Annotated in this window: 16 protein-coding genes and 2 pseudogenes; 4 read left to right on the plus strand and 14 right to left on the minus strand. The window is 73.6% G+C overall.

Annotated features, from left to right (window positions below; genetic code table 11):
• Position 1: 1 nt before the first annotated feature.
• The 3 genes from ACWDS7_RS06510 to ACWDS7_RS06520 all read left to right on the plus strand — a co-directional run bounded on the left by ACWDS7_RS06510 (position 2) and on the right by ACWDS7_RS06520 (position 4,473).
• Positions 2-784, plus strand: a complete 783-nt coding sequence (locus tag ACWDS7_RS06510; RefSeq protein WP_451928400.1) for a GNAT family N-acetyltransferase — start codon at positions 2-4, stop codon at positions 782-784.
• 267 nt (positions 785-1,051) lie between these two features.
• On the plus strand, positions 1,052-2,647 hold the full coding sequence (gene murJ, locus ACWDS7_RS06515) for a murein biosynthesis integral membrane protein MurJ (RefSeq protein WP_451928401.1): 1,596 nt from the start codon (positions 1,052-1,054) through the stop codon (positions 2,645-2,647).
• A 509-nt stretch (positions 2,648-3,156) separates the two neighbouring features.
• Positions 3,157-4,473, plus strand: coding sequence for a trypsin-like peptidase domain-containing protein (locus ACWDS7_RS06520; protein ID WP_451928402.1), 1,317 nt, complete (start codon positions 3,157-3,159; stop codon positions 4,471-4,473).
• Positions 4,474-4,816: 343 nt separating this feature from the next.
• On the opposite strand, the gene cydC is transcribed toward ACWDS7_RS06520, so the two are convergent.
• Genes cydC through ACWDS7_RS06540 form a run of 4 tightly spaced genes read right to left on the minus strand, consistent with a single transcriptional unit; the run spans position 4,817 to position 10,201 of the window.
• Positions 4,817-6,487: a thiol reductant ABC exporter subunit CydC gene (gene cydC / locus ACWDS7_RS06525; protein ID WP_451928413.1), complete on the minus strand. Its 1,671-nt coding sequence runs from the start codon at positions 6,485-6,487 to the stop codon at positions 4,817-4,819.
• A 5-nt stretch (positions 6,488-6,492) separates the two neighbouring features.
• Positions 6,493-8,220, minus strand: a complete 1,728-nt coding sequence (gene cydD / locus ACWDS7_RS06530) for a thiol reductant ABC exporter subunit CydD (protein WP_451928403.1) — start codon at positions 8,218-8,220, stop codon at positions 6,493-6,495.
• Between the two features lie 18 nt (positions 8,221-8,238).
• Positions 8,239-9,006, minus strand: a complete 768-nt coding sequence (locus ACWDS7_RS06535; protein ID WP_451928404.1) for a cytochrome d ubiquinol oxidase subunit II — start codon at positions 9,004-9,006, stop codon at positions 8,239-8,241.
• Positions 9,007-9,016: 10 nt separating this feature from the next.
• Positions 9,017-10,201: a cytochrome ubiquinol oxidase subunit I gene (locus tag ACWDS7_RS06540; protein WP_451928405.1), complete on the minus strand. Its 1,185-nt coding sequence runs from the start codon at positions 10,199-10,201 to the stop codon at positions 9,017-9,019.
• Between the two features lie 157 nt (positions 10,202-10,358).
• Here ACWDS7_RS06540 and ACWDS7_RS06545 point away from each other — a divergent pair, with 157 nt between their 5' ends.
• The gene (locus ACWDS7_RS06545) at positions 10,359-10,688 is read left to right on the plus strand and encodes a PadR family transcriptional regulator (RefSeq protein WP_306858219.1); all 330 of its coding nucleotides are present in this window, start codon (positions 10,359-10,361) and stop codon (positions 10,686-10,688) included.
• Here ACWDS7_RS06545 and ACWDS7_RS06550 read toward each other — a convergent pair.
• The 10 genes and pseudogenes from ACWDS7_RS06550 to ACWDS7_RS06595 all read right to left on the minus strand — a co-directional run.
• The gene (locus tag ACWDS7_RS06550) at positions 10,678-11,361 is read right to left on the minus strand and encodes a permease prefix domain 1-containing protein (RefSeq protein WP_306858220.1); all 684 of its coding nucleotides are present in this window, start codon (positions 11,359-11,361) and stop codon (positions 10,678-10,680) included. The two genes, ACWDS7_RS06545 and ACWDS7_RS06550, sit on opposite strands and share 11 nt — an antisense overlap.
• A gap of 105 nt (positions 11,362-11,466) precedes the next feature.
• Positions 11,467-12,357, minus strand: coding sequence for a hypothetical protein (locus ACWDS7_RS06555; RefSeq protein WP_451928406.1), 891 nt, complete (start codon positions 12,355-12,357; stop codon positions 11,467-11,469).
• A gap of 1 nt (position 12,358) precedes the next feature.
• A complete protein-coding gene (locus ACWDS7_RS06560) occupies positions 12,359-14,464 on the minus strand; it encodes a right-handed parallel beta-helix repeat-containing protein (RefSeq protein WP_451928407.1) in 2,106 nt (701 codons plus the stop codon).
• A 140-nt stretch (positions 14,465-14,604) separates the two neighbouring features.
• Positions 14,605-14,832 (minus strand): annotated as a pseudogene (locus ACWDS7_RS06565) (DUF6875 domain-containing protein); the annotation flags it as partial.
• A complete protein-coding gene (locus ACWDS7_RS06570) occupies positions 14,826-16,148 on the minus strand; it encodes an FAD-dependent oxidoreductase (protein ID WP_451928408.1) in 1,323 nt (440 codons plus the stop codon). The gene ACWDS7_RS06570 and the pseudogene ACWDS7_RS06565, both read right to left, overlap by 7 nt.
• Positions 16,145-17,278, minus strand: a complete 1,134-nt coding sequence (locus ACWDS7_RS06575) for a methyltransferase (protein WP_451928409.1) — start codon at positions 17,276-17,278, stop codon at positions 16,145-16,147. Before ACWDS7_RS06575 ends, ACWDS7_RS06570 begins: the two co-directional genes overlap by 4 nt.
• Complete coding sequence (locus ACWDS7_RS06580) at positions 17,256-18,737, minus strand: MFS transporter (protein WP_451928410.1); 1,482 nt, start codon at positions 18,735-18,737, stop codon at positions 17,256-17,258. The genes ACWDS7_RS06575 and ACWDS7_RS06580 overlap by 23 nt, the downstream gene beginning before the upstream one ends.
• The gene (locus ACWDS7_RS06585) at positions 18,730-23,115 is read right to left on the minus strand and encodes a non-ribosomal peptide synthetase (RefSeq protein ID WP_451928411.1); all 4,386 of its coding nucleotides are present in this window, start codon (positions 23,113-23,115) and stop codon (positions 18,730-18,732) included. The genes ACWDS7_RS06580 and ACWDS7_RS06585 overlap by 8 nt, the downstream gene beginning before the upstream one ends.
• Positions 23,112-23,402, minus strand: a complete 291-nt coding sequence (locus ACWDS7_RS06590) for a phosphopantetheine-binding protein (protein ID WP_306856998.1) — start codon at positions 23,400-23,402, stop codon at positions 23,112-23,114. Before ACWDS7_RS06590 ends, ACWDS7_RS06585 begins: the two co-directional genes overlap by 4 nt.
• A pseudogene (locus tag ACWDS7_RS06595) lies at positions 23,399-24,031 on the minus strand (hypothetical protein); the annotation flags it as partial. The pseudogene ACWDS7_RS06595 and the gene ACWDS7_RS06590, both read right to left, overlap by 4 nt.

A 24,031-nucleotide genomic window follows, 5' to 3' on the forward strand; every position in this document is an offset into this window, starting at 1 on the left:
CATGGACACCAAGGTCCAGAGCTTCGCCGTCGCCAACCTCCGTCGCCGCCCCGTGGTCGTCCAGACCGGTGGCTTCGTCGCAGGGTTCGACCCCAGCACCACCAGCCCATACATCAACTACGCGACCCCTGTGCCCGGCGCCCGGCCGACCGGCCGGGATGTCGCAGCGCTGATCGAGGCCTTCCGTGAGCGCGGCCTCAAGCCTCGGCTCGAGTTCGCGCCGGATGCCGCGCCCGCCGTGGAGCCCGCACTGCGCAGGGCGGGATTCACCGTGGAGGAGGTACACGAGTACCTGGTCTGCACCGCGGCCCGGCTGACGATGCCGCCCGTCACCGATGCGCCCGCATCGGTTACGGCCGCAGCCGCGCTCCTTGTGGAGACCCCCTCCACGGACGAGGACTACGCGTCGATCGACGCGGCCTTGTCCGAGGCGTTCACCGGCGAGATCACCCCCTCCCCGCAAGGCGCCGCCCGGCTGCGCCGCACCCAGGAGAACGGCGGGGCGGTGCGGTTCGTCCGGGCACCCGACGGCGGCTGTGCCGGTGGAGCCTCCTGCTCCGCACCGGCCGTGGGTACTGCGGAGCTGTCAGGTGTGGGCACTCGCCCCGCCTTCCGCGGCCGTGGCATCGCCGCCTCGGTCACCGCCGCACTGACCGAGACCATGCTCGCCCAGGGAGCACAGTCGGTGTGGCTGGAGTACTCGGGTGAGGGATCACGCCGCGTCTACGAACGCGTCGGCTACAAGCCCCAAGGCACCCGCCTGTACATGGCACTCGAAGGGTGAGGTGCGGGGCGGGGACGGTTCAGGGCGTCCCCGCCCTCGGCGGGCGGTACCGCCAGAGGCTGCCTGTACGTCATTCCGAAAAGATCAGTGACCGAGCGTTTCGAAATGATGCTCGGAGTCGGCGGAGGCAGACGATGCCGCAGGCCACCGAGGGGGCTTGGGGATGCGGGTAGATGAGGACCTGCTGCGTTCGTACGAAATATCTCCGGGACGTGATCTGACGGACATAATCAACCCGTTGATCACTAAAGAGGAGAGGCATGCTTCATGGCAGACCAGCCGAGCTTCTTACGGACCGGCCGGGCGATGGCGGTGGCCACCCTTGTCTCCCGGATCACCGGGTTCCTCCGTACGCTGGCGCTGGTCGCCGCCCTCGGGCTCGGCACGCGTCTGCTCGACGCCTACACCGCCGCCAACGTCACCCCCAACAGCATCTATGAACTGGTGATGGGCGGGGCGGCGGCGAGTGTGCTGGTCCCGCTACTGGTCCGCGTCGCAGCTGACGACAACATCGACAAGGACCTGTTCACACAGCGGCTGCTGTCCCTGGTGCTCTACGGGCTCTCAACGGTCGTCATGGCGACGATCATCGCTGCCCCGCTCATCGTGGATCTGACCGTTCCTGGGTTCAGCTCCGCGCAGCGTGAGCTGGCCGTCGACTTCACCCGAATCTTCCTGCCCCAGATACTTTTCTACGGCATCAGCGCGACACTGGCCGCGATCTTGAACGTCCGTGGCTGGTTCGCCGCTCCGATGTGGGCCCCGGTGGCCAACAACCTGGTCGTCATCGCCACCGCCGGGACATTCCTGCTGGTCGGCGGGACCGGCCGACTGGAAACGCTGACCCAAGGCCAGATGCTGCTGCTGTCGATCGGCACCAGCGCCGGAGTCGGCGCCCAGATGGTCGTCCTGGCGATGGTCACTCGCCGGGCCGGCCTCCCACTACGGCTGCGCGCCGATCCGCGAGGCATCGCGGTGCGCAGAATCGCGGCGATGGCCGGATGGACCATCGCATCGGTGACCGCCGCACAGGTCGCGCTGATCGTGGTCAACCGTCTCGCGTCGCAGGCCGGACCCGGCGCGGTCAGTGTCTTCTCCAACGCGTACACCTTGTTCCAGCTGCCGTACGCGGTCATCGCGGTGACCGTGATCACCGGTTTGCTGCCTCGCATGAGCCGGGCGGCAAGCGAACACGACCTGTCCCAGGTCACCGCCGACCTGTCCCAGAGTCTGCGGCTGACCGGCGTGGTGCTGGTTCCCGTGGCCGCCGCGCTCGTCGTGCTCGGCCCCCAGCTGACCACCTTGCTGTTCGCGCACGGGAACGCCTCGCCCGGCGCAGCCCGTCTCACTGGCGTGGTGCTGGCGGCCTACGGGCTGGCGCTGGTTCCGTTCGCCGGCTATCAGATCATGCTGCGCGTCTACTACGCTCTCGGTGACACGCGCACGCCGGCCCTGATCAGTGTGGCGGTCTCCGCCGCTCTCCTCGTCACCAGCCTGGTCGCCGCGCGGCTTTACCCAGGCGCGGATATGGTCATCGCCCTCGCCGGATGCACGGCCATCGCCTACGCCTTGGGATTGGTGATCGTCGCGCAGTTGCTGCGGCGTCGCATCGGCCGCATCGATGGCCATCGCCTGCTCAGCTCCCACTCGCGCATGCTGGTGGCCGCGGTCGTCGCCGGGCTCACCGCTGCGGTTGTCGCTTCGGGTCTCGGTCCGGCTGTGGGTACAGGACCGCGCGGTTCGCTCGCCATTGTCTGCGTTGCGACAGCCGTCGGCGCCTGTCTTTATGCATTGATCGCCCGCCTTCTTCGGATCGGCGAGTTCACTGCCCTGACAGCCGGATTGCGCATCACCCGTACCTGATCAAGGCCTGGACCTGACCGGAGGCGGCGGGCCGGCGGCGCCGCCTCCGGGCCGGATACCGGACAGTGCATTCACACTGTCCGGTACAGAAATCGGCGACCGACGCTGTGACCTGCACAAACATTCGGAGCCCGGGAGTGCCCGCGGCGGGTGGGGGCTTCGCTGCCCTGCGGGTGCGCCGGGGGCGGACGGCGTGGATGTCGACGATGTTGGTTCCGGACATGTGGAGGGCTCCTTGTCGTGGGCGGCAGCCATCGAGCGGCCTGCCAGGAGGAGGCCGATCATTGGCTCAATCACCTACGTCCAAAGCGCTGGAAGATCTCATGGAGTGGTTTCCGGGCTGTTCGGCCTGCTTTGACCAGCCGCTATAAGCGGGCTGTCAGAGGATTCGAACAACCGAGATCATCCTCTTAACCTGCGCTTACGCGCGCTGAGGCATCGTTTCAGTCACCGGGAGGACCGGTCGCCGCCCGGCAACCCACGGGCGGACGCAGGAGTTGGGGGAAGACATGGATCCGAACAAGAATGAGCAGGGCGGCACCCCGGCCGAGACGACCCCCGGCAACGACGGCTGGACTCAGTTCGGCAAGGTGCCGCCGCGTGCGGGAGAGTACGCCCCGGGCGGGGAGGCCGGGCCGGAGCCGACGCTGATCCACCCGGTGCCGGGACCGTACGCGGCCGAGGCGCCGCCCGCGGTCCCCGCGCAGCGGCTCCCGCTCACCGCCGCGCAGAAGCTGGGCGCGGGGCTGGCACTGGCCGCGATGGCCGTCGGCGGCGGGGTGGCGGGGGCCTTCGCCATGGCCTCCTTCGGCGGCACCACCACCACGATCGGCTCCTCCACCAGCCCGGTCGTCAGCCAGGTCAGCAACGTGACCACGGTCGCCGACGTCGCCAAGGCCGTCCAGCCCGCGGTGGTGTCCATCCAGGTCAAGACCGCCAACGGGGGCGGCGAGGGGTCCGGCGTGGTGCTGTCGGCCGACGGCCTGATCCTGACCAACAACCACGTGGTGGAGGCCGGCGGGCTGGGCCAGGGCGCCCAGGTGAGCGTCAAGTTCAGCGACGGCAAGTCGGCCACCGCCAAGGTCGTCGGCACCGACCCCGCCACCGACCTCGCGGTCATCCGGGCCGAAGGCGTCTCCGGCCTCACCGCGGCCTCGATCGGCGACAGCGACCGGCTCAAGGTGGGCGACTCCGTGCTCGCCATCGGCAGCCCGCTCGGCCTGTCCGGCTCGGTCACCGCCGGGATCGTCAGCGCGCTGAACCGCACGCTGACCGTCGGCGGCCAGCAGCAGCAACAGCTCCCGCCCGGCTGGGGCGGCGGGCAGCAGGGCGGCAGCGCGCCCACCGCCATCGGCGGCGCCATCCAGACCGACGCGGCGATCAACCCGGGCAACTCCGGCGGCGCGCTGGTCAACGCCTCCGGGGAGCTGGTCGGCATCAACACCGCCATCGCCACCAACGGCGGCGAGGGCAACATCGGCGTCGGCTTCGCCATCCCGATCAACACCGCCAAGCAGGTCGCCCAGCAGCTCATCGACAAGGGCAAGGTCACCCACGCCTTCCTCGGCGTGAACCTCGCCCCCGTCACCGGCGACGCGGGCGGAGCCCTGGTCAGCCAGGTGGTCGAGGACAGCCCCGCCGCCCGGGCCGGGATCAAGCAGGGCGACCTGATCACCAAGATCAACGAAACCGTGGTCGAGGACGGCACCACCGTGGTCGGCGCGGTCCGCGGCTTCAAGCCGGGGCAGAAGGTGACCGTCACCTACGTCCGCGACGGCCAGACCCAGACCGCCACGGTGACCCTCGTCGAGAAGGCGGGGGAGTAGGCTTCACGGACGGATGTGCCGCCGGGGTCGCTGCGGACCCGGCGGCACATCCTTTTCGGACCCGGTGGCGTGTCTTCGGACCCGGTGGCGTGTCGTGGCGCGGGACCGGGCCGGGCGTGAGCCGGTCGGCGGCCGCCGAGCCCCGCTGCTCGATCGGCGCTGCTCGATCGGCCGGAGTGTCTCCTCGGGGCTGAGCGCCCGTCCGTCGGCGCCGCCGGGGTCTCCTCGGAATCGCGGCGGGGCCCGGTTGCCCGGACCATCTGGCCCGGACCATCTGGCCTGGACCATCTGCCCCGGACGGCGGACCCCGTCGCGCCGTCGCGCGACTCCCGGCTGTCCGGGACTACCGCCGGGCCACCAGCGCCTCCGAGCGCCACAGGTCGCGGTAGTAGCCGGGGGCCTCCACCAGCTCCGCGTGGGTGCCCCGCTGGACCACCGAGCCGTTCTCCAGCACCACGATCTCGTCCACCTGCTCCAGCCCGCGCAGGCGGTGGGTGACCAGCAGCGTCGTGTGGCCGTGGGTGGCGTCCAGCAGGTCGGCCATGAGCGCGTCGGCGGTCTCCTCGTCCAGCGCCTCGGCGGGCTCGTCCAGCAGCAGCACCGGCGGGTCGTTCAGCAGCGCCCGGGCCAGGGCCAGCCGCTGCAGCTGCCCCCCGGACACCGTCCGCCCGTCCTCGCCGAGCACGGTGTCCCAGCCGGTCCGCTCCACCCACCGCTCCAGCCGGGCCCGCCGTACGGCCTCCGCCAGCGCGTCCTCGTCGGCCTCGGGGCCGGCCAGCCGGAGGTTGTCCCTCAACGACGCCTGGAACACGTAGGGGTCCTGGGTCAGCCCCGTCATCATCCGCCGGGCGTCGTCGGCCGACAGCTCCCCGATCTCCACCCCGCTCAGCCGGATCGTGCCGGACTCGGGCTCGACCAGGCGCATCAGGGCCGACAGCAGGGTGCTCTTGCCGGCCCCGCTGGGGCCGACCAGGGCGACGCGGCGGCCGGGGGTGAGGGTGAGGCTGACGCCGTTGAGGGCGGGGGCGCGGCCGGGGCCGTGCCGGACCACCAGGTTGTCGACCTCGACGGTCGGCGGGCCGTCGGGGACGGCGGCGGGAGCAGCGGGCTCGGTCACGGCGGGCGGGGTCGCGCGGACCTCCCGCAGCCGGCGGAGGGCGGCCAGCACCCCGGTCAGCCGCTCTCCGGCGGCGGCCATCGGCAGCACCGGCTCGAACGACACCAGCGAGGTCAGCGCGAGCACCGCCGTGGCGACCGCGCCCGCTCCGGCGTCGCGGGCGACCAGGACGACCGCCAGCACGGTCAGGCCCTGGGTGAGCGCGCCCAGCGCGGTGGCCACCGCGTTCGCCCGGGCCTGCCGGCGCTCCAGCGCGGCCAGCCGGGCGTCGGCCTCGGCGCAGGCCGCCAGCGCGCGGTCGCCGGCCCCGTAGGCGGCCAGGTCGGCCGAGCCGTGCACCAGGTCGGCGACCCGGGCGGCCAGGTCGGCCCGGGCGGGCGCGATCCGCGCCGACCAGCGCCGGGCGGCGGCGGCCGCGCCGGCCGGGATCAGCACCCCGGCCACCACCAGCCCGGCCAGCAGCGTCAGCGCCGCCGCCGGGAGCAGGAACAGCGCGATCACGACCGCGGCCACGCCGGTGACCAGCGCCGCGACCGCCGGCAGCAGGCAGCGGACCAGCAGGTCCTGCGCCGCGTCGGTGTCGTCGACCATCCGGCTGAGCAGGTCGGCCCCCCGGTGGTTCAGCGGACCGGCCGGGACGAGCGCCTCATACAGCCGCTCCCGGGTCGTGGCCTGGGCGCGCAGCGCCACGTCGTGCCCGGTCAGGCGCTCGCCGTAGCGGAAGACGCCCTTGCTCGTCGCGAACGCCCGGACCCCGACGATCGCCACGCTCAGCGCCGCCAGCGGGGGCTGCTCGGCGGCCCTGGTGATCAACCATGCCGCCGACCCGATCAGCCCGAGCCCGGCCAGCTCGGCCGCCGCCCCCGCCCCGGCGGCCAGCGCCAGCCGTCCATCCATCCGCTTCACAGGGACCTCCCGGTCTTCTCCGCAGGAACGGCGCCGTCGGTCGGGCCGGGTCCCCGGGCGGCTGCCCGGTCGGACACCACACGGCCGTCGGAGATCCGGATCACCCGGTCGGCCAGGTCGATCATCGCGGGCCGGTGGGCCACGATCACGGAGGTGCGGCCGTCGGCGAGGTCGCGGGTGGCGGTCACGACCGCGCCCTCGCTGCGGCCGTCGAGCCGGGCGGTGGGCTCGTCGAGCAGCAGGACGTCGGTCGACGGGCGGCAGAAGGCGCGGGCGAGCGCGACCCGCTGCCGCTGCCCGGCCGACAGGTCCGCGCCGCGCTCGCCGAGCACCGTGTCGTATCCCTCCGGCAGCGCCCGCACGAACTCGTCGGCGTGCGCGGCCCGTGCCGCCGCCTCGATCTGGCCGGCCGTCGCGCCGGGGGCGCCGAGCCCGATGTTGTCGGCCACCGAGGTGGCGAACAGGTGGGGGCGCTGCGGCACGAACGCCAGCCGCCCGCGCCACCGGTCGAGGTCGGTGAGCTCGACGCCGTCGATCAGGACCCTGCCGGCGGCGGGGGTGACGAAGCCGAGCAGCAGGTGGAGCAGCGTGCTCTTGCCCGCGCCGCTCTCGCCGACCAGCGCGACCCGCTCGCCGGGCGCGATCACCAGCGAGACGTCCTCCAGCGCGGCCTCCTCCCGGCCGGGGTAGCGCACGGTGACGTTCTCCAGCCGGATCTCCGGCGCGGCACCCGGGTCCGTGCCCGGGTCGGTCTCCGCCGCGGGCGTCCGCCCGTCCCGCGCCGGGGGCTCCGCCTGCCCGTCCAGTACGGCGAAGGCCTGGTCGGCCGCCGCGACCCCCTCCATCGCCGCGTGGAACTTGTTGCCCATGTTGCGCAGCGGCAGGTATGCCTCGGGGGCGAGCAGCAGCACCAGCAGCGCGGTCGACAGGTCGAGCGACCCGGACAGCAGCCGCAGCCCCACCGGCACGGCGACCAGCGCCAGCGACAGCGAGGCGGCCAGCTCCAGCACCAGCGACGACAGGAACGCCACCCGCAGCGTGCGCATCGTCGCGGTGCGGTGGGCGTCGGCGACCTGCCGGATCACCCCGGTCTGGAAGTGGGCCCGGCCGAAGGCGCGCAGCGTGGGCAGGCCCCGGACCACGTCGAGGAAGTGGCCGCCGAGGCGGGCCAGGGCCCGCCACTGCCGTTCGGTGACGGCCTTGGTGTGCATGCCGACCAGCGCGCCGAAGATCGGGATGAGCGGCAGCGTGACCAGCACGATCACCGCGCTGGCCAGGTCGGCGACGGACAGCCGGACGAGCACGGCGATCGGCACGGCTCCCGCGACCGCGACCGACGGGAGGTATCCCGACAGGTAGGGGTCGAGGGCGTCCAGGCCCCGGCCGGTCAGCGTCACCAGCTCGCCGGAGCGGTGCGAGGTCAGCCGGGCCGGGCCCAGCTCCTGCAGCCGCGACAGCAGCCGGTGACGCAGCGCGGACTTCACGCCGGTGGTCGTACGGCCGGCGGCGACGCCCTGCAGCAGGCCCAGCGCCGCCCGGACGCCGACGACCAGCGCCAGGAGGGCCAGGGCCGAGGCCGCGAACCGCCCGGACAGCACACCCGCCAGCAGTTCCGCCTGGACCAGGACGAGCAGGCCGGCGACGACCGCGGCGGCCAGGCAGAGGGCGAGGTGACGGCGGACGGCACGTTCGCTCCGGGCGAGCCGTAGGAGATCCTTGTGCATGCGAACCTTTGAAAAGCCTCAGAAGAACGACGGGATCCGATCGGCCGCACGCCGGGGACCGAACGTGTGCCATACCCATACTTGCGCGCCCACCATGAGGGGCGCGAACGGCACAATCATGAAACTCAACACACTTAGCGTCGAGGCGGGCGCGGTGTGCTCCAGCAGCCACGGGGTGAGCACGGCCAGCAGCACGGTGACGGGCGCGGCCGCGACGCAGGCCGAGACCAGCAGCGCCCCGCCGCTCCGGCGCGCCCCGGTCACCTGCCCGGGCAGCCGCCAGGAGAGGAAGGTCCAGCCGTGGAAGGCGAACGCCGCGGCGACCAGCAGCCCCCCGCCGAGGCCGGCCAGGCTGAGCGGCGGCCCGGACAGGCCGCCGGCCACCGCGGCCAGCGCCATGCCCCAGCTCAGCGCCAGGCCGTAGGAGCCGGCGCAGATCACCCAGTCCCAGCCCGCCCGCCAGGCGGGGCCGTCGAGGCGGCGGCGGAACCACAGACCGGCGTCGCGCAGGATCCATGAGACGAGCAGGATGACGACCAGCGGGTAGAGGCCGTACAGGACCTCTCCCTCGACCGAGGGGAAGGCGCCGAACAGCACGCCCGCCACGGCCACCAGCCAGACCTCGTTGGCCAGGACGAACGGCGCCATCGCGGCGACGACGCGGTCACGGTCCCGCTGGGTCCTGCCGAGCACGGGCAGCAGCATGCCCAGGCCGATGTCGAAGCCCTCCAGGGCGGAGTAACCGATCAGCAGGAGGGCGAACACGCCCGTCCAGAGGATGTCCATGGTCGTCTCCCTAGAGGTTGAGCGCGTGCGGGCGCTCGGCGAGGTCGGCGGGGCCGTCCGCGCCGAGGGTGGCGGCGGCGGGCCCGCGCTGGACGGTGCGGGCGATCAGGAGGTAGTCGACGGCCGCGAGCAGGCCGAGCACGCCGATGAAGCCGAGGAACGAGAGGGTGACCATCCCCTTGGTGAGCCCGGGGGACATGGCGTCGGCGACGGTGAGCCTGCCGTTGATCAGCCACGGCTGGCGGCCGACCTCGCGGGCCAGCCAGCCGAGGATCGCGGCCAGGAAGGGCAGCGGGGTGATGAGCATGAGGATCGGCTGCGCCCAGCGCCAGCGCGGCAGCCAGTACACGGTGGGCAGCAGCACGAGCATGACGAAGAGCTGGAGCAGCTGCCCGATCATGATCATCATGCCGAGCCCGGTCCCGGCCAGCGGCTCATCGCTGAACTTGCCCGGCTGGACCTGGGAGATGGCGCCGAACTGGGCGTAGCCGAAGCCGACGGTGACCAACGAGCCGACGAAGGCGGTGACCACTCCCAGGCGGAGCGACCCCGTGAAGAACTCCCGCTCGGTGGTGTGCTTGAACAGGTGGTAGGCGCTGGCGCCCGTCAGCACGGAGCCCCCGACCCACAGGCCCGCGCCGAGCACGTGGGGGAGCGCCATGACCAGGGTGGGGTTGGTCAGCAGGGCGCCGAAATCGGTCAGCACCAGCCGGCCGCCCCGCTCCACGGCCCCGGCCGGGTTCTGCAGGAACGAGTTGGCCACCATGATCCAGAAGGCGGAGGCGTAGGCGGTCAGCGTCACCAGCCAGATGCACGCCAGGTGGAGCCACTTGGGCAGCCGGTGCCAGCCGAAGATCCACAGCCCCAGGAAGGTGGACTCCAGGAAGAAGGCCACGAGCGTCTCGATGGCGAGCGGCGCGCCGAAGATGTCTCCGGCGTAGTGGGACAGGCCGCTCCAGCCCATGCCGAACTGGAACTCCATCACCAGTCCGGTGACGATGCCGAGCGCGTAGTTGATCACGTAGATCTGGCCCCAGAAGCGGGTCGCCCGCTCGTGGACGGGCCTGCCGGTCACCGTGTGGCGGGTGTGCATGATCGCGACGAGGGGGGCCAGGCCCAGGGTCAGCACGACGAACAGGAAGTGGAGACTCCCCGTCACCGCGAACTGCGTCCGGGCCAGGTCGAGCACGTCCATGGTGTCACCTCCGTTGTTATGTCTGTCTACACATAGACACTCTACATGTAGGCCATCTACATGTAGAGTGTCTATAGGAGAGGTAGGGTGACACCGTGAGTGAGCGAAGCGAACGGGCCGGCGGGACGGCTCCCGCGCGCCCGGCACGGGAGGCCGTGTGAACACTGACGCGCTCCGGGGGCACATGGACGCCCTGCTGCTGTCGGTGCTGGAGCACGACCCTCTGCACGGATACGCGATCATCGAGGCGCTGCAGGAGCGCAGCGGCGGCGCGCTGAACGTGCCGACCGGCACGGTCTACCCGGCGCTGCGCCGGCTGGAGCAGGCGGGATACCTGGCCAGCGAGTGGGCCACGGTGGGCGGGCGCAAGCGGCGCACCTACCGGCTGACCTCATCGGGCCGCGCGGCTCTGGCCGGGGAGCGCTCCGCCTGGCGGGAGTTCGCCGGTGTGATCGGCAGCGTCCTGGAGCCGCGCTCTACGCGGTGAGCAGCCGGCGGGCGGTGACGCTGAGGCACCGGCTCGCGCCGTACAGCTGCATGAGCAGGAACGCGTCGCTCACCAGCGCGACGGCCACGCCCGGCGGGTAGCCGGAGAAGCCGACCGGGCCCTGCGCGCCGTACATCAGCGCCATGCTCAGCGTGATCGTGACCGGCAGCATGGCCCAGACGAGCACGGCCAGCGACCGGGTGACGATCCGGGGCCGCCGGATCCGGCGCAGCCCCCGTCCGAGCGCGAGCAGCGCGAGGCCGCCAAGCACGCCGGTGAGCATCTGGAGGATGTCCAGGCCGCGGGCGACCGGTGTGAACCAGCCCGGCCTGACGATGTGGTCGGTCGCCTCCGCGGGGAAGATCTGCCAGATCACGGCCCACATGAGCGCGGTCAGCGGCACGCTGACGAAGAGCAGGGCGGCCAGCCTGCGGCCCGCCGAGACGGCCAGTTCCTCCTGGTAGCCCGGTGCGATCTCGCTGATCGAGCCGAACTCCTCGACCGCGACGCGCTCGGCCTCGGCCCGGTCCAGCCCGCCGCCCTCCAGCGCGTCGGCGGTGTCGAGCAGGCTGTCACGCGCCTCGGTGACCATGTCGAGCTTCGGCCCCCTGGGGCCTTTGAGAGTGCGGCTGAGGCCGGTCACGTAGTCGTCGATGACTCCGGTGCTCGCCATGTTCTCTCCAGTCGCGTGGTCCCCCTCAGGGTAGTCGCCCCCCATCCTGGTCCCGGCGGGAGATCGGCGCATCGGGGACTCCCCTGAGAAGACCCGGAGTCTCGGCTACCCTCCGCCGCCGACCGCGGGCGGCGCCGTACGGCGGGCGCCGGCCCCCGGGCCCGTCCCGGACCCCGGCGCGGGGCCGCCGAGCAGGGCGGCGACCCTGCGGTCCAGGGCGCGGGCGTACTCCTCGCTCACCAGCGAGCGGCGCACGTTGTCGCGGGCGTCGGCGTAGGAGGGCGCGCCCGGCCGGGCCAGCTTCCCGTAGTGGGCCCGGAGCCGCTCCTCCGACAGCTCCAGCTCCCCGGCGAGCCGCTCGCTCAGCGCGTGGTCGAGCTCGGCGGCGCTCACCTGGGCGTAGGTGTACTCGTCGTACTCCGGCACGCCGGGCAGCGGCCGCCCGGCCCGCCGGGCCGCCTCCCGCCGCCCGTTCTCCAGCGCGAGCGCCCGCTGGAACGCCGCCTCGCTCACCTCGGCGACCAGCCCCGCCTCCCGGGCCCAGATCCGGCGCGTCTTGTCCCGCACGGCCGCCGCCAGCGCCCGCTCCCGCAGCCGGTCGCGGGCCGTGGCCCCGGCCCGCGGCCGGTCCCAGAATCCCGGCCCGGCCGGGACGCCGGCGCCGGTGAACTCCGCGATCACCTCGGCCCGCAGCACGTCGGCGGCCCGCAGGACCTCGGCGCCGACCACCTGCTCACCCGCCACCTCCGTCACCACCTCCCGCGGCGTGAGGCCGAGGACCTGGGCGGGGACGGCGGACGCCGAGAGGCCGGCGGTCTCCGGCGCGCCGGGGACCTGCGGGGAGAAGAGGGAGAGGAGGACCGTCCCGGCCGCCAGCAGGCAGCCGATCACGGCACCCCACACCCGCGGCCGGGCGAGGGCCGAGCGGGTGGCCGGGGCGGGCCCTCCCCGCGGCCGGGGGAGGGACGGGCGGCCGGCCGGGACGGGTCCTCTCATCTCAGGAGGCGATCTTCATGTCGAACACGTGGAGGCCCGCGTCGGCGAGGGGGCTGCCGCCGGGCAGGGTCACGGACGCGACGGTCCGGGCCGGGTCCAGCGGGACGGCGTGGGCGAACACCGACACCCCGGACTCCCGGGTCTGGCCGCTGGCGGGGTTCCGATGGTCGGTCTGGGTGATGTTGTGATAGGTCGACCGGGCGACCACGACGGCCCCCTCCGGGGCGGTGGCGTCCCAGAAGTCCCCGAAGCGGACGGTCTTGTCCTCCACCGTGCCGTCGGTGTAGGTCACCTTGAAGACACCCGAGCGGACCTTGAAGACACCGGTGCCGAGCAGGACGAGTCTGCTCCCCCGGCCCGGGAGCTCGATGGTCTGGCCGGCCGCCTTGACGTTGTCCAACGTGCCGTAGGCGCCGGGGTGCCAGGTTAGATCGGCGCCGAAGGCGGTCACGGTCTGCCCCGGACGGAGCCCGGCCGCCTCCAGCCCCTGGCCGGAGTAGCTGCGGCCGGAGGTGGACAGGCCGCCGACGTTGGGGTTGCGGTCGGAGCTGACGCCCACGTTGTTGTAGGCGGCCCGCACCGACCCGTGGACCACCGGGCCGACGGCGGGCCCGGAGTAGGCGCCGCGGGAGACGCTCGTGCCGACGGGGTTGCCGAAGTAGTCGCGCCCGCCCACGCCCTCCACGAGGGCCCCGGTGCCGAGCGCGGGGGAGCCGGCCAGCAGCCGGTATCCGGAGGCGTCGCCGTACCCGGTGGCGGTGCCGGGGGCGGCCAGGCCGGGATCGGCGGTGATCGCGGCGGCGTCACCGGCGGGCGCGGCGACGCCGCCGTAGTAGACGTTGGAGTCGTAGGTGACGTTCTGGCCGGTGGGCAGCGTCCCCTGGGCCGCGTGGAAGATGTTGTTGACGATCTTCGTGCCCGCCGACGGGCCGTTGGGCACCGCGACGTTCAGCTTCTCGCTCGCGCAGAAGAAGGTGTTGTTGTGGATCCACAGCGGGCTGCTGTTGTCCCCGGCCGCGTTGCCGGCGATGCGGCAGTCGTCCTGGGCGATGTTGAAGCGCAGGATCGCCGTCGCCCGGTAGTTCGGGAACTCGGTGCAGCTCTGGCAGCCGAGATAGAAGCCGCCGGCGTTGGCGTGGGAGAAGTTGTACTGGTAGACGCAGGTGCCCTTGATCCCGCCGTCGCAGTCCCAGGCCGTGGAGTCGAAGATGGTCGGCCGCTGCCGGGTGACCTCGTTGTACTGGAAGACCGGGTCGACGGAGTTGATCGGCCACATCCCGGCGAAGTTGCCGTTGACGTAGGGGTATTTGCCGCCGCCACCGTCGTCGAACAGGTTGTGCTCCACCAGCGGGCGGTCGGCGGCGTGCACGACGATGCCGTCGCCGCCGACGCTGCGGATGGTGTTGCGGGCGATGTAGACGTTCCTGTGGTAGTCGGTGCCCTTACGGCTGATCTTGATTCCGCCGCCGCCGGTGTCGTGGACGTGGTTGCCGGTGATGGTGATGCCGTCGATGTAGCCGACCTTGCCCTCGGGCAGGGCCTGGACGCTGATGCCGGCCGAGTAGGCGAACCAGCCGGAGTTGGCGCCGGTCTTGTCACCCCAGCCGGCGACGTCGGAGATCTCCAGGTCACGCAGGACCAGCCCGGCCTTGGGCTCGGGCGTCGTGGAGTTGTACTGGACGCCGGTCCGCTTGGCCGTGGTGGCGGCGGGGTTGGTGATGTGCAGCTTCTCGATGGTGATGTGGCTGTTGTCGACGAGGTGGACGGCCCATTCGCCGCCGTCGCCCTGGATGATCGGCTTGGGGCCCTCACCGTAGGAGGTGAAGGTGATCGGCCGGCCGGGAGCACCGGATCCCACCGGCTCCAGGCGGCCGGCGCAGACGGTGCCGGCCCTGAACTTCACCTTGTCCTTGGCCTGCAGCCGGAGGGCGTTGACCTCCGCCAGGCTGGTCAGCGGCTCGGCGGCATCGCGCCCCGAGCCGCCGGGCGGCGCCGTGCAGTCCACGAAGAAGTTGCGGGCCGCGGCCGCGGCCTGTGCGGGTGGCGCGAGTGCGCCGGCGCAGGCCAGGGCCACCGCGGCGACCAGGGTCGGACGGAGTAACCGCATTCGACTGCTCCTTTTCGGTTGGGGGGAGACCAGAAGGCAGGCAGGACCCCGGCCCGGGGGACCGAGGGAGATGGGGGGAGAGCAGAGGGATCAGGCGGAGCGGGTGAGCGCCTCCGATCCGCCTCGGCGCCGTCCGGCGTTCCGGGATGGACGCCCAGGTAGAAGGTGCCCCGCTCCAGCGACGTCTGGGCGTATGGGCAGACCGGGCCCTTCCTACCGAGGTCGCCGTGGGGGCGGCACAGATACTCCCGCGCCCAGGCGACGATCTCCCCGAGGGCCGCGCCGTACCGCCTGACCAGCTCGTGGCCGCCGTCCAGGTCGGAGGTCTCGACCAGCAGGCGGGTGGGGTCCGCGGGATCGGTCAGCATCGTGCTCCGCCCTTCCGGGTGCTCCGCCGTACGGCGGCCAGCGCCGCGGCGCCCGCCGCGGTCCCGGCCCAGCGCAGGATCGCGTCCTGGCGCCGGGCGCGGGTGAGGGCGTCCGCGTACGGGATGGTCGTGTGCGAGATCATCGTGTAGAGCGGGACCCAGCGGCCGGGCAGGAGCCGGGCGAGCAGCAGGTCCGCCTTCTTGCGCGCGAGGTGGAGCGGGGAGCGGAGCCGCTCGCGCAGCTCCACGAAGTTCTGCCTGGACAGCTCGTCCAGCACGTCGGTGTGCGGCTTGCGCAGGCGCTGGTACTCGGCGAAGGCCCTGCCGAGGTCATCGGGGTGGGCGCCGACGCAGCGGTCGAGGACCGTGCAGTCCTCCAGCGCCGCGTTCATGCCCTGGCCGTAGAAGGGGTAGACCGCGTGACAGGCGTCGCCGATGAGGGCGACCCTGTCCCGGTAGTGCCAGAGCGAGGTGCGGATCGACACCAGATGCCCGACGGGATGCTCGGCGTACTCCTTGGCCAGATGGGGCATGAGCTCGATCGCGTCGGGGAAGCGCTCCCGGAAGAACGCCTCCGGGTCGGCGATCTCCGCGAACCGCCCGGCCGGCAGGAAGAGCGTGCCGGTGAGGGAGTTGTCCCGGTTGGGGTGGGCGACGATGAGGGCGTCCTGGCCGGGCCACACGTGCAGGGCCTCCAGCCTGGCCCTGGCCGACCCGTCGTCGGCGGCGGGGATCGTCAGCTCCTTGTACCCCCACTCCAGGAACTCCTGGTGGTGGTCCACCCTGAGCCCCTGCTGCATATGGGTGCGGACCTGTGAGAACGCACCGTCCGCGCCGATCACCGCGGTGCCGGGGACGGTGAGCGCGGCCCCGGTGTCCTCCTCGACGAGATGGACGACCGCCGCCTCGCGGTCGAGGCCGACCAGCCGGTGCCGGAAGTGGAAGCTCACCCCGGGCAGGGTCTCGGCGTGGTCGATCAGCGTGGTGATCAGGTCCCGGCGCAGCACCGAGTGGAGGATCTCCCCCTCGTGCGCGCCGTAGGGCTGGAACGGTGCCCCGCCGCCGGGCAGGTGGATGGCCCGGCCCCGCATCGGCACGGTGAGCGGCCACAACGTCCCCATCAGCCCGATGCCGTCGAGCGCCCTGATCCCCCGGGCGGACAGGCCGAGGTTGATCGACCTGCTCTCGTCCTCGTCGAGCAGGCGGGGGTCGGCCCGCCGCTCGTAGACGTCCACCTGGAAGCCGCGCCCGGCGAGGTGGCAGGCCAGCAGCGTCCCCGCCGGGCCCGCCCCGACGATGATGATCCGGCGCCTCATCCGTCCTCCCCACGGGTCCGGGCCGCGTCCGCGTCTGTCTCCGGGGTCCGCTCCGCCCCGGACTCCGGGATCCGCTCCGCGTCTGTCTCCGGGGTCCGCCCCGCGCCGGGCAGGCGGGCGACGAGCAGTTCGCTGGGGCCGTCGATCGCGTGCCGCTCGATCCGGCCGAACCCGGCCTCGGCCAGCCATCCGGCGACCTCGTCGAAGGAGTAGATCCGGCCGCCCTGGGTGACGGCGAGGTTGAGGCTGAAGGCCCGGGTGAACGCCTCGGCCACCGGTGGCGTGCCCTCGGGCAGATCCGCGAAGGACTCCAGGATCAGCACCGTGCCGCCGGGACGCAGCGCGGCGGCGACCCGCGCCAGCAGCGCGCGGTTGCCCGGCCCGTCGAAGCCGTGGCAGAGGTTGAACAGCAGCGCCGTGTCGTGGCCGGCGCCGAGGTCGGCCCTGGCCACGTCGCCCGGGACCGCCGTGACCCGGCCGCCCAGCCCGGCCCGCTCGATCCTGGCCCGGCCGCCCCGCAGCGCCTCCGGCAGGTCCACGATCGTCGCGGTGAGCCGGGGATGGGCCTGGCAGAAGGCGATGCTGTAGCGGGCGTGGCCGCCGCCGACGTCGAGCAGCCGCTCCCCCGGGTCGGGCGCGGCCGCGGCGACCAGCGGCGCGAGCCCGGTGGCCATCCCGTCCAGCATGGCCTGGAACTCGCGCAGTGTCCGCGGCCGGCTCTCCAGCCACCCGTAGAAGTCGGCCTGGGGACGGCCGGTGCGGACGGTCTCCTCCAGCCCGTCCCAGAGCTCGCCCAGCAGGTCCTGCCAGAAGGCCAGCGCCGGGGCGTAGCTCCACGGGCTCCGCCGGTCCAGCGCGGCCGCCATCGGGCTGGCGGCGTAGCGCCGGTCGGGCAGCCGGTCGAGGTAGCCGAAGGAGACGAGCGCGTCCAGCAGGACGGGCAGGGCGCCGGCGTCCGTGCCCGTCCGGGCCGCCAGCTCGGTCACGGGCAGCGGCCCGTCCAGGAGTGCCTCGAAGACCCCCAGCCGCTGGGCGGCGCCGGCCGCCCGGAACGCCATCGTCCCGATCAGATCGAGATGCGGCCCGGGTGCCTGGTCACGGAGTTCGTCAGGGTCGAGATACAACGGCATCGCTGTCTCCTTGCGCGATGTGAACGCCTTGCGCGACGTCGGGGTGCTCGGTCTCGGCCTCCGGACCCGCGCCCTCCTCCCGCCCCGGGGGGCGGGCGGTGGCGGCGTCGTCGTCCGGCGGTGAACGTGCGGGATCGGTCTTGGCGGGGACGGGCTCCGGCGGGTGCACGTCCTCGGCGTCGGGGAGCTCGGACTCCACGTTGCGGAAACGGGGCCGGAGGTAGGCGAGCGGGGCGAGCAGGAGCAGGCCCAGCCCGGTGAGGAGGAAGACGGCCGCCAGACCCCGGCCGGTGCCGGTGCCTATCACGCTGCCGAGGGTGCCGGCGAGCGCCCCGTCGGGGGCCATCATCGGTTCGAGGACGTGGTCGGCGAGGGGGCCGGCGGCCAGGTAGGTCAGGACGGTGGCGGCCTGGGTGAGCGTGCGGACCGTGCTGAGGACGCGGCCCAGCGCCGCCGGGTCCGTCTTGAGCTGCAGCACGGTCATCCCGACGCCCTGCACGAACGGGAGCGTGAACAGGAACGCCGGCGCCACCACCGCGATCAGCCACGGCGACGGGGCGAGGCTGTGCAGGGTCAGCAGCACCCCGCCGAGGGCCACCGACACCGCGATGCCGCGCATCCGGCGCCGGGGTCCGCCCCAGGCGCTCAGCACGAGACCCCCGGCGAAGACGCCCGCGCCACCGGCGAACATCAGCGCGCCCAGCACCGCCGGCGACCCGAACGACAGGATCAGCGGCTGGACCAGCACCCCGGACATCCCGAAGAACAGGTTGTAGGCCGCCAGCACCATGACGAGCTGGAACAGTCCGGGCCTGGCCCGCAGGTGCCGCCAGCCGTGGAGCAGGTCCCGGCGGAGCGGCTCGGGCGGGGTCGCGGCGCCCGGCCGGGTGACCTCCGGCGGCAGCCGTACGGCGAACATGACCACCCGGGTGACCAGGAACGTCGCCAGGTCGACCACGACCACGCCGGTGACCCCGACCGTCACCAGCAGCGTCCCCGCCAGCAGCGGGGCGGCGATCTTGACCGAGTCGGCCACCTGCATCAGGCCGTTGGCCCGGCCGAGGTGCCGCTGCGGCATGATCAGCGGCATCATCGAGTGGTAGGCGGCCATGTGGAAGGTGCCGAAGACCGAACCGGCCACCGTGATCGCGTAGACGTGCCAGACCTCCAGCGCGCCGGAGGCCAGCAGCACCGCCAGCACCCCGGTCACCGCGGCGGCCCCGGCGTCGGCCGCCATCAGCAGCCGCCGGCGGTCCCACCGGTCGGCCGCCGCCCCGGCCACCGGCGACAGCAGCACCTCGGGCAGGACCGCGCAGAGCATGATCAGCACGAACTCGGTGGCCGAGCCGTTCTTCTGGTAGACCCAGACGCCCAGCACGAACCCGGTCAGGCTCGACCCGATGATGGACAGGAGCTGCGCCGCCCAGATCACCACGAACCGGCGGATCCCATCACGCACGGCGGGCCCCCGCGAGGACTCCGGCGCCGATGTAGTGGTCGAGATACCGGCCGAGCAGGGCTCCGTCGGCGGGCGGGCAGACCAGCCCCGCCCCGGCGAGCGTCTCCTCGGTGGCCGAGCAGTCGAAGGACGGCCCGCCGGGCCCCTCGTGGTCGGCGACGAACGCCGGGTAGAGGGCGATCGGCAGGTCGTCCCCGACCGCCAGCCGGTCGCGGACCAGCCGACGCCACCGCCCGCCGGGCACGAGCCGCACCGGGAAGCCCCTCTCGCGCAGGCCCTCGGCCAGCTCCGCCGAGTTCAGGACGCGCGGATTGTAGTAGTGGAAGTCCCCGGTGGCGCGGCTCCGGGCCAGGTGCACGATCGCCGCGGCGACGTGGTCGACCGGTGCCATGTCGAGCCGTTCCCCGTCGGGCACCGAGCCCAGGAGCGCGCAGGTGGCGAAGAGCCTGCCGAGGAAGTCGCCGGGCGCGGACCGGCCGGTGCGGCTGTCGGCGGAGACGCGGGCGGGCCGGTGGATCGCGATCGGGAGCCCGGTCCGCCGGGCGGCGCCGGCCAGCCGGTCGGCCACCCATTTGCTCTGGTCGTAGCCGAGGTGGAGCAGGTCCGGGTCGGGCAGCGGGTCGCCCTCCCTGACCGTGCGCTCGCCCGGGGTCAGGTGGACGCCGAGCGTCGAGACCAGGTGGACCGGGGTGGTGATCCGGCCGCGCGCCGCCAGGCGCAGGATCTCCAGGACGCCGTCCACGTTGGCCGCCCGCAGCCGCCGGTAGGGCAGGGCGAAGTTGACCAGGGCGCCGTTGTGCACGATGAGGTCGGCCGAGTCGGCCAGCTCGGCGGAGCGTCCGGGCGGCAGGCCGAGCCCGGGGGCGCCGAGGTCGCCGCGCTCCGGGACGATCCGGCCGGCGAACCGGTCCTCCCAGAGGCCGTGGCGCTCAAGGTTGCCGCGCAGCCGCCCGACCGGGTCGTCGCCCCTGACCAGGCAGTGGATCTCGGCCTCGGTGGCGCGCAGCAGACCGGCCAGGAGGTAGGCGCCGAGGAACCCGGAGGCGCCGGTGAGCAGCACCCGTCCCGGTGGCCCGTCCGGGACCGGCGCGCCGGTGCGGGCGATGTCGCCGGGCAGGACCGCCTCGGCGCGCAGGTCCACCGCCTCGTCCGGCCGGCCGTCCACGACGGCGGCCAGCTCGGCCAGGTCCGCGGTGGCGAACAGCGCGGTCATCGGGACCGTGACCCCCAGCCCGGCGGCGATCCCGGAGACGATCCGCGGCGCCAGCAGCGAGTGGCCGCCCAGGTCGAAGAAGTTGTCCCGGCGGCCCGGCTCGACCTTGAGCACCTCGGCCCAGACCGCCGCGAGCGCCCGCTCGGTGCCCTCTCTCGGCGGCTCGTACGGCGGGGCGTCGCCGTCCCGGTCCGGCTCCGGCAGGGCCCGGAAGTCGATCTTCCCGTGCGAGGTGAGGGGCAGGGCCGCGAGCATGACGACGGCGCCGGGGATCATGTAGCCGGGGAGCCGGTCGGCGAGGAAGGCCCGCAGGGCCGCCGTGGTGAGCGGCTCGCCCACCAGGTAGGCGACCAGCCGCCGGGCCCCGGCGACGACCACGGCCTCGCGGACGCCGGGATGGGCCAGGCAGGCCGCCTCGACCTCGCCCGGCTCGATCCGGTTGCCGTTGACCTTCACCTGCCGGTCGGTCCGGCCGAGGAACTCCAGGTTCCCGCCGGGCCGGACCCTGGCCAGGTCGCCGGTGGCGTACATCCTGGCCCCCGGACGGGGCGAGAAGGGGTCGGGCAGGAAGCGTCCGGCGGTCAGGCCCGGGCGGCCGAGATAGCCGTGGGCCAGGCACTCGCCGCCGATGTGCACCTCGCCCGGCACGCCGATCGGGGCCGGGTTGCCGTGCCGGTCGAGCACGTAGACGCGGGTGTGCGGCAGCGCGGTCCCGATCGGCAGGTGCGTGGCCGTGCCCAGCTCCGACCCGTCGACCGTCCGGTAGGCGGTGGCGCAGACGGTCGCCTCGGTGGGGCCGTAGTGGTTGTGGAAGGCGACCCGGCCGCCGGTCAGCCCGGCCCAGGCCCGCAGGCGCTCCAGCGGGACGCCCTCGCCGCCGACCATCATCGTGGTGAGCGGAAACCCCGCGCCGCCGGCCCGCGCCCCGCCCTCCCCGGCCTCCTCCAGGTGCTCGACCCACTGCTGCCACAGCGCCGAGGCGGTGTCGACCATGGTGATCGAGTGCTCGGCGCACAGGTCGACGAGCGCGGGGCCGGTGAGCGAGGCGGGGTCCGGGTGCAGCACCAGCGCCGCGCCGCTGATCAGCGCGGGGAAGACGTCTCCCGCCGAGGCGTCGAAGCTGAGCGGCGGGACCATGAGGACCCGCTCCCCCGGCCCGAACCCGTGCAGGTCCCGGAACGACCTGGCCAGGTGGGAGAGCGTGCGATGGCCGACGACCACGCCTTTGGGCCGTCCGGTGGATCCGGAGGTGTAGATCACGTAGGCGGCCTGGTCGGGATGCCTGACGGCCGGCTCCGGGACCGCCGCCCGCTCCGTCGTCCAGAAGGCGAGGTCGGCCCGGGTCACGATCGGCCCGGTGAACCCGGCGAACCCGGCCTCCTCCGCGATCACCACCGCCGCGCCGGAGTCCGCCAGCAGGTAGGCCAGCCGCTCGGCGGGCTGCGCCGGGTCCAGCGGCACGTAGGCGGCGCCCGCCTTCAGGATTCCCAGCAGCGCCACGACGGCCTCGGGCCCGGCGGTCAGCGCCAGCGCGACCCGCGCGCCCTGGCCGGCCGGCCCGGACGGCGCCGTCCGGGCCAGCAGCAGGCGGAGCCGGTCGGCGACGGCGGTGGCGGCCCGGTCGAGTCCGCCGTAGGTGAGGACCGTGCCGCCGGGACCGCCGGCCGTGCCGGGGACGGCGGGGCGGGCAGGGGCGTCGGAGGTCGCGGAGGCGCCGGCCGTGCCGGGGACGATGACGGCGGGGGCGTGGGGGGTCCGGGCGGCCTGCCGGGCGATCAGGTGGTCGAGCAGCAGCGCCCCGGTCTCCCAGGCGAGCTCCTCGGGGGGCTCGCCGAGGACGGCGGCGAGCTCGCCGGCGGGCAGGATCTCCAGCTCCGACAGGCGGCGGCCCGGGTCGGCGACGATCGACCGCAGCAACGTCTCGAAGTGGGCGGCCATCCGCTCCACCGTGGACCGGTCGAACAGGTCGGTGCTGTAGGTGAACATGAGCTGGACGTGGGTGGGGTAGACGACCACGTCCAGGGCGAGGTCGAACTTGGCGCCGGTCAGGCCCGACAGCACCGGCTCGGTGCGCAGGCCGTCGAGGGTGAGCGTCCCGCCGTCGGGGTTGCCCAGCATGAGCATCGTCTGGAACAGCGGCGTCCTGGCCGGGTCCCGGTCGAGCCGCAGCTCGCCCACCACCCGCTCGAACGGCACCGCGGCGTGGCCGTACATGGTGAAGGCGCGCCGCCGCACCCGCTTGAGCGTCTCGCGGAAGGTGGGGTCGCCGGCCAGGTCCGCGCGCAGGGCGAGGGTGTTGATGAAGATGCCGAAGACCGACTCGTACTCCTCGTGGTCACGGCCCGCGACGGGGGTGCCGACGCAGAAGTCCTCCTGCCCGGTGTAGCGGGACAGCAGCACCTGGTAGGCGGCCAGGACGGTCATGAACGGCGTGCACCGCTCGGCCCTGGCCAGCGCGGTGACCTCCTGCCACAGCTCCACCGGGATCCGGTGGACGGACAGGTCTCCTCCAGTGGTCCGCACGGCGGGGCGCGGCCGGTCGGCGGGCAGCTCCAGCACCGGCACCCCGTCGAGCTCCCGGAGCAGGCCGTCGAGCTCGGCCGGCCGCTCGCGCTGCAGGCGCGCGTAGTCGCGGTACTGCAGGGCGGGGGGCGGCAGCGGCGACGGCAGCCCGGCGGTGAAGGCCGCGTACAGCGCGGCCAGCTCGGCGAACAGCACCTGCTCGATCGACCAGGCGTCCCCGGCGATGTGGTGCACGACCAGCAGGAAGACGTGCTCACCGGGTCCGGTGCGCAGCAGGGCGGCCCGGAACAGGGGCCCCTCGGCCAGGTCGAAGGGCCAGTTGCTCCGCTCGGCGAGCAGCTCCCGCAGCCGCTCCCCGGCCGTCCCGGAGGGATGGTCCCCGTCCCCGCCGGTCAGGTCGAGCCGTTCGATCTCCACCGGGGCCGGGTCCAGGACCACCGCGGCGGGGGCGCCGCCGGCCTCGGGGAAGACGGTCCGCAGCGACTCGTGCCTGGCGACGATCTCGCTCAGCGCCCGGGCCAGCGCGCCGGGGTCGAGCGGCCCGATGAGCCGCTCGCAGACGACCATGTTGTAGGTCCCGTCCCCGGGGGTGAGCCGGTCCAGGAACCACAGCCGCTCCTGGGCGTAGGAGAGCGCGCTCACGCGAGCCCTCCTCGCAGCCGCGTGACCTCCTCGGCCAGGCCGGCGATGGTGGGGTTGTCGAAGAAGACGTCGAGGGAGACCTCCACGCCCAGCCTGCGCCGGGTCCTGGCGATGATCTGGGTGATGGTCAGCGAGTGGCCGCCGAGGTCGTAGAGGTCCTCCTCCAGGCCGATGTCGTCGAGCCGGAGGATCTCCTGCCAGATCTCGCGCACCTGGGTGATCACGGGGTCCTCCCGCTCCGGGCTGTCGAGCACGGGGTCCGGGGCCGGGGGGGACAGGTCGGTCACTGGAGCTCCTCGTCGGATTCGTGGTGAGGCGGCGCCGGAAGGTCCGCGACCTTCGCGTACGGCTCGCCGGCGATGGCGCGCAGCAGGGCGCGCAGGTATCCCGCGACGCGGGCCACGTCGTCGTGGCCGATCACCGCGGGGTCGAAGCGGAGGCCGAGGGTGAGGCTCAGGTCGCCGTCCACGGCCTGGACGTGCAGCGCGCGGCGGGCGGCACCGTTGAAGACCGTCCACTCCACGCCGGTCCCGAGGCCGGGGAAGCTCGGCGCGGGTGCCCTCCTGCGGTAGCTGAGCAGCACGGGGGCGGAGGTCGCCGGCGGTGGCGCGTGCCGGAAGCGGTACAGCTCGCGCAGCTCGGCCTGGACCGCGCGCAGGTGGGCGGGGAGGTCCTCGCCGGGCTCCGGATGCGGGACGAACGGCACCCGCGCGACGAAGTTCCCGATGTGGTGCCGCGTCTGGTCGGTCCGGGTGCCGAGGTCGAGGGCGAGCGGCGAGCCGGTGGCGCCGTAGCGGCGCAGCAGCATGCCCAGCGCGGCCACGAGCAGTTCGAACCTGGTCGCGCCGAGGGCGGTGGCGGCGGCGGCGAAGGCCGCGAACTCCGCCCCGCCGAGCACCATCTCGACGATCTCGCC

The organism is Streptosporangium sp. NPDC003464 (assembly GCF_053588315.1).

Bases quoted from the DNA above. Each gene is read 5' to 3' on its own strand.
- ACWDS7_RS06510 (WP_451928400.1), top strand. From the start codon at position 2: ATGGACACCAAGGTCCAGAGCTTCGCCGTCGCCAACCTCCGTCGCCGC.
- murJ (WP_451928401.1), top strand. From the start codon at position 1,052: ATGGCAGACCAGCCGAGCTTCTTACGGACCGGCCGGGCGATGGCGGTG.
- ACWDS7_RS06520 (WP_451928402.1), top strand. From the start codon at position 3,157: ATGGATCCGAACAAGAATGAGCAGGGCGGCACCCCGGCCGAGACGACC.
- cydC (WP_451928413.1), bottom strand. From the start codon at position 6,487: ATGGATGGACGGCTGGCGCTGGCCGCCGGGGCGGGGGCGGCGGCCGAG.
- cydD (WP_451928403.1), bottom strand. From the start codon at position 8,220: ATGCACAAGGATCTCCTACGGCTCGCCCGGAGCGAACGTGCCGTCCGC.
- ACWDS7_RS06535 (WP_451928404.1), bottom strand. From the start codon at position 9,006: ATGGACATCCTCTGGACGGGCGTGTTCGCCCTCCTGCTGATCGGTTAC.
- ACWDS7_RS06540 (WP_451928405.1), bottom strand. From the start codon at position 10,201: ATGGACGTGCTCGACCTGGCCCGGACGCAGTTCGCGGTGACGGGGAGT.
- ACWDS7_RS06550 (WP_306858220.1), bottom strand. From the start codon at position 11,361: ATGGCGAGCACCGGAGTCATCGACGACTACGTGACCGGCCTCAGCCGC.
- ACWDS7_RS06555 (WP_451928406.1), bottom strand. From the start codon at position 12,357: ATGAGAGGACCCGTCCCGGCCGGCCGCCCGTCCCTCCCCCGGCCGCGG.
- ACWDS7_RS06560 (WP_451928407.1), bottom strand. From the start codon at position 14,464: ATGCGGTTACTCCGTCCGACCCTGGTCGCCGCGGTGGCCCTGGCCTGC.
- ACWDS7_RS06570 (WP_451928408.1), bottom strand. From the start codon at position 16,148: ATGAGGCGCCGGATCATCATCGTCGGGGCGGGCCCGGCGGGGACGCTG.
- ACWDS7_RS06575 (WP_451928409.1), bottom strand. From the start codon at position 17,278: ATGCCGTTGTATCTCGACCCTGACGAACTCCGTGACCAGGCACCCGGG.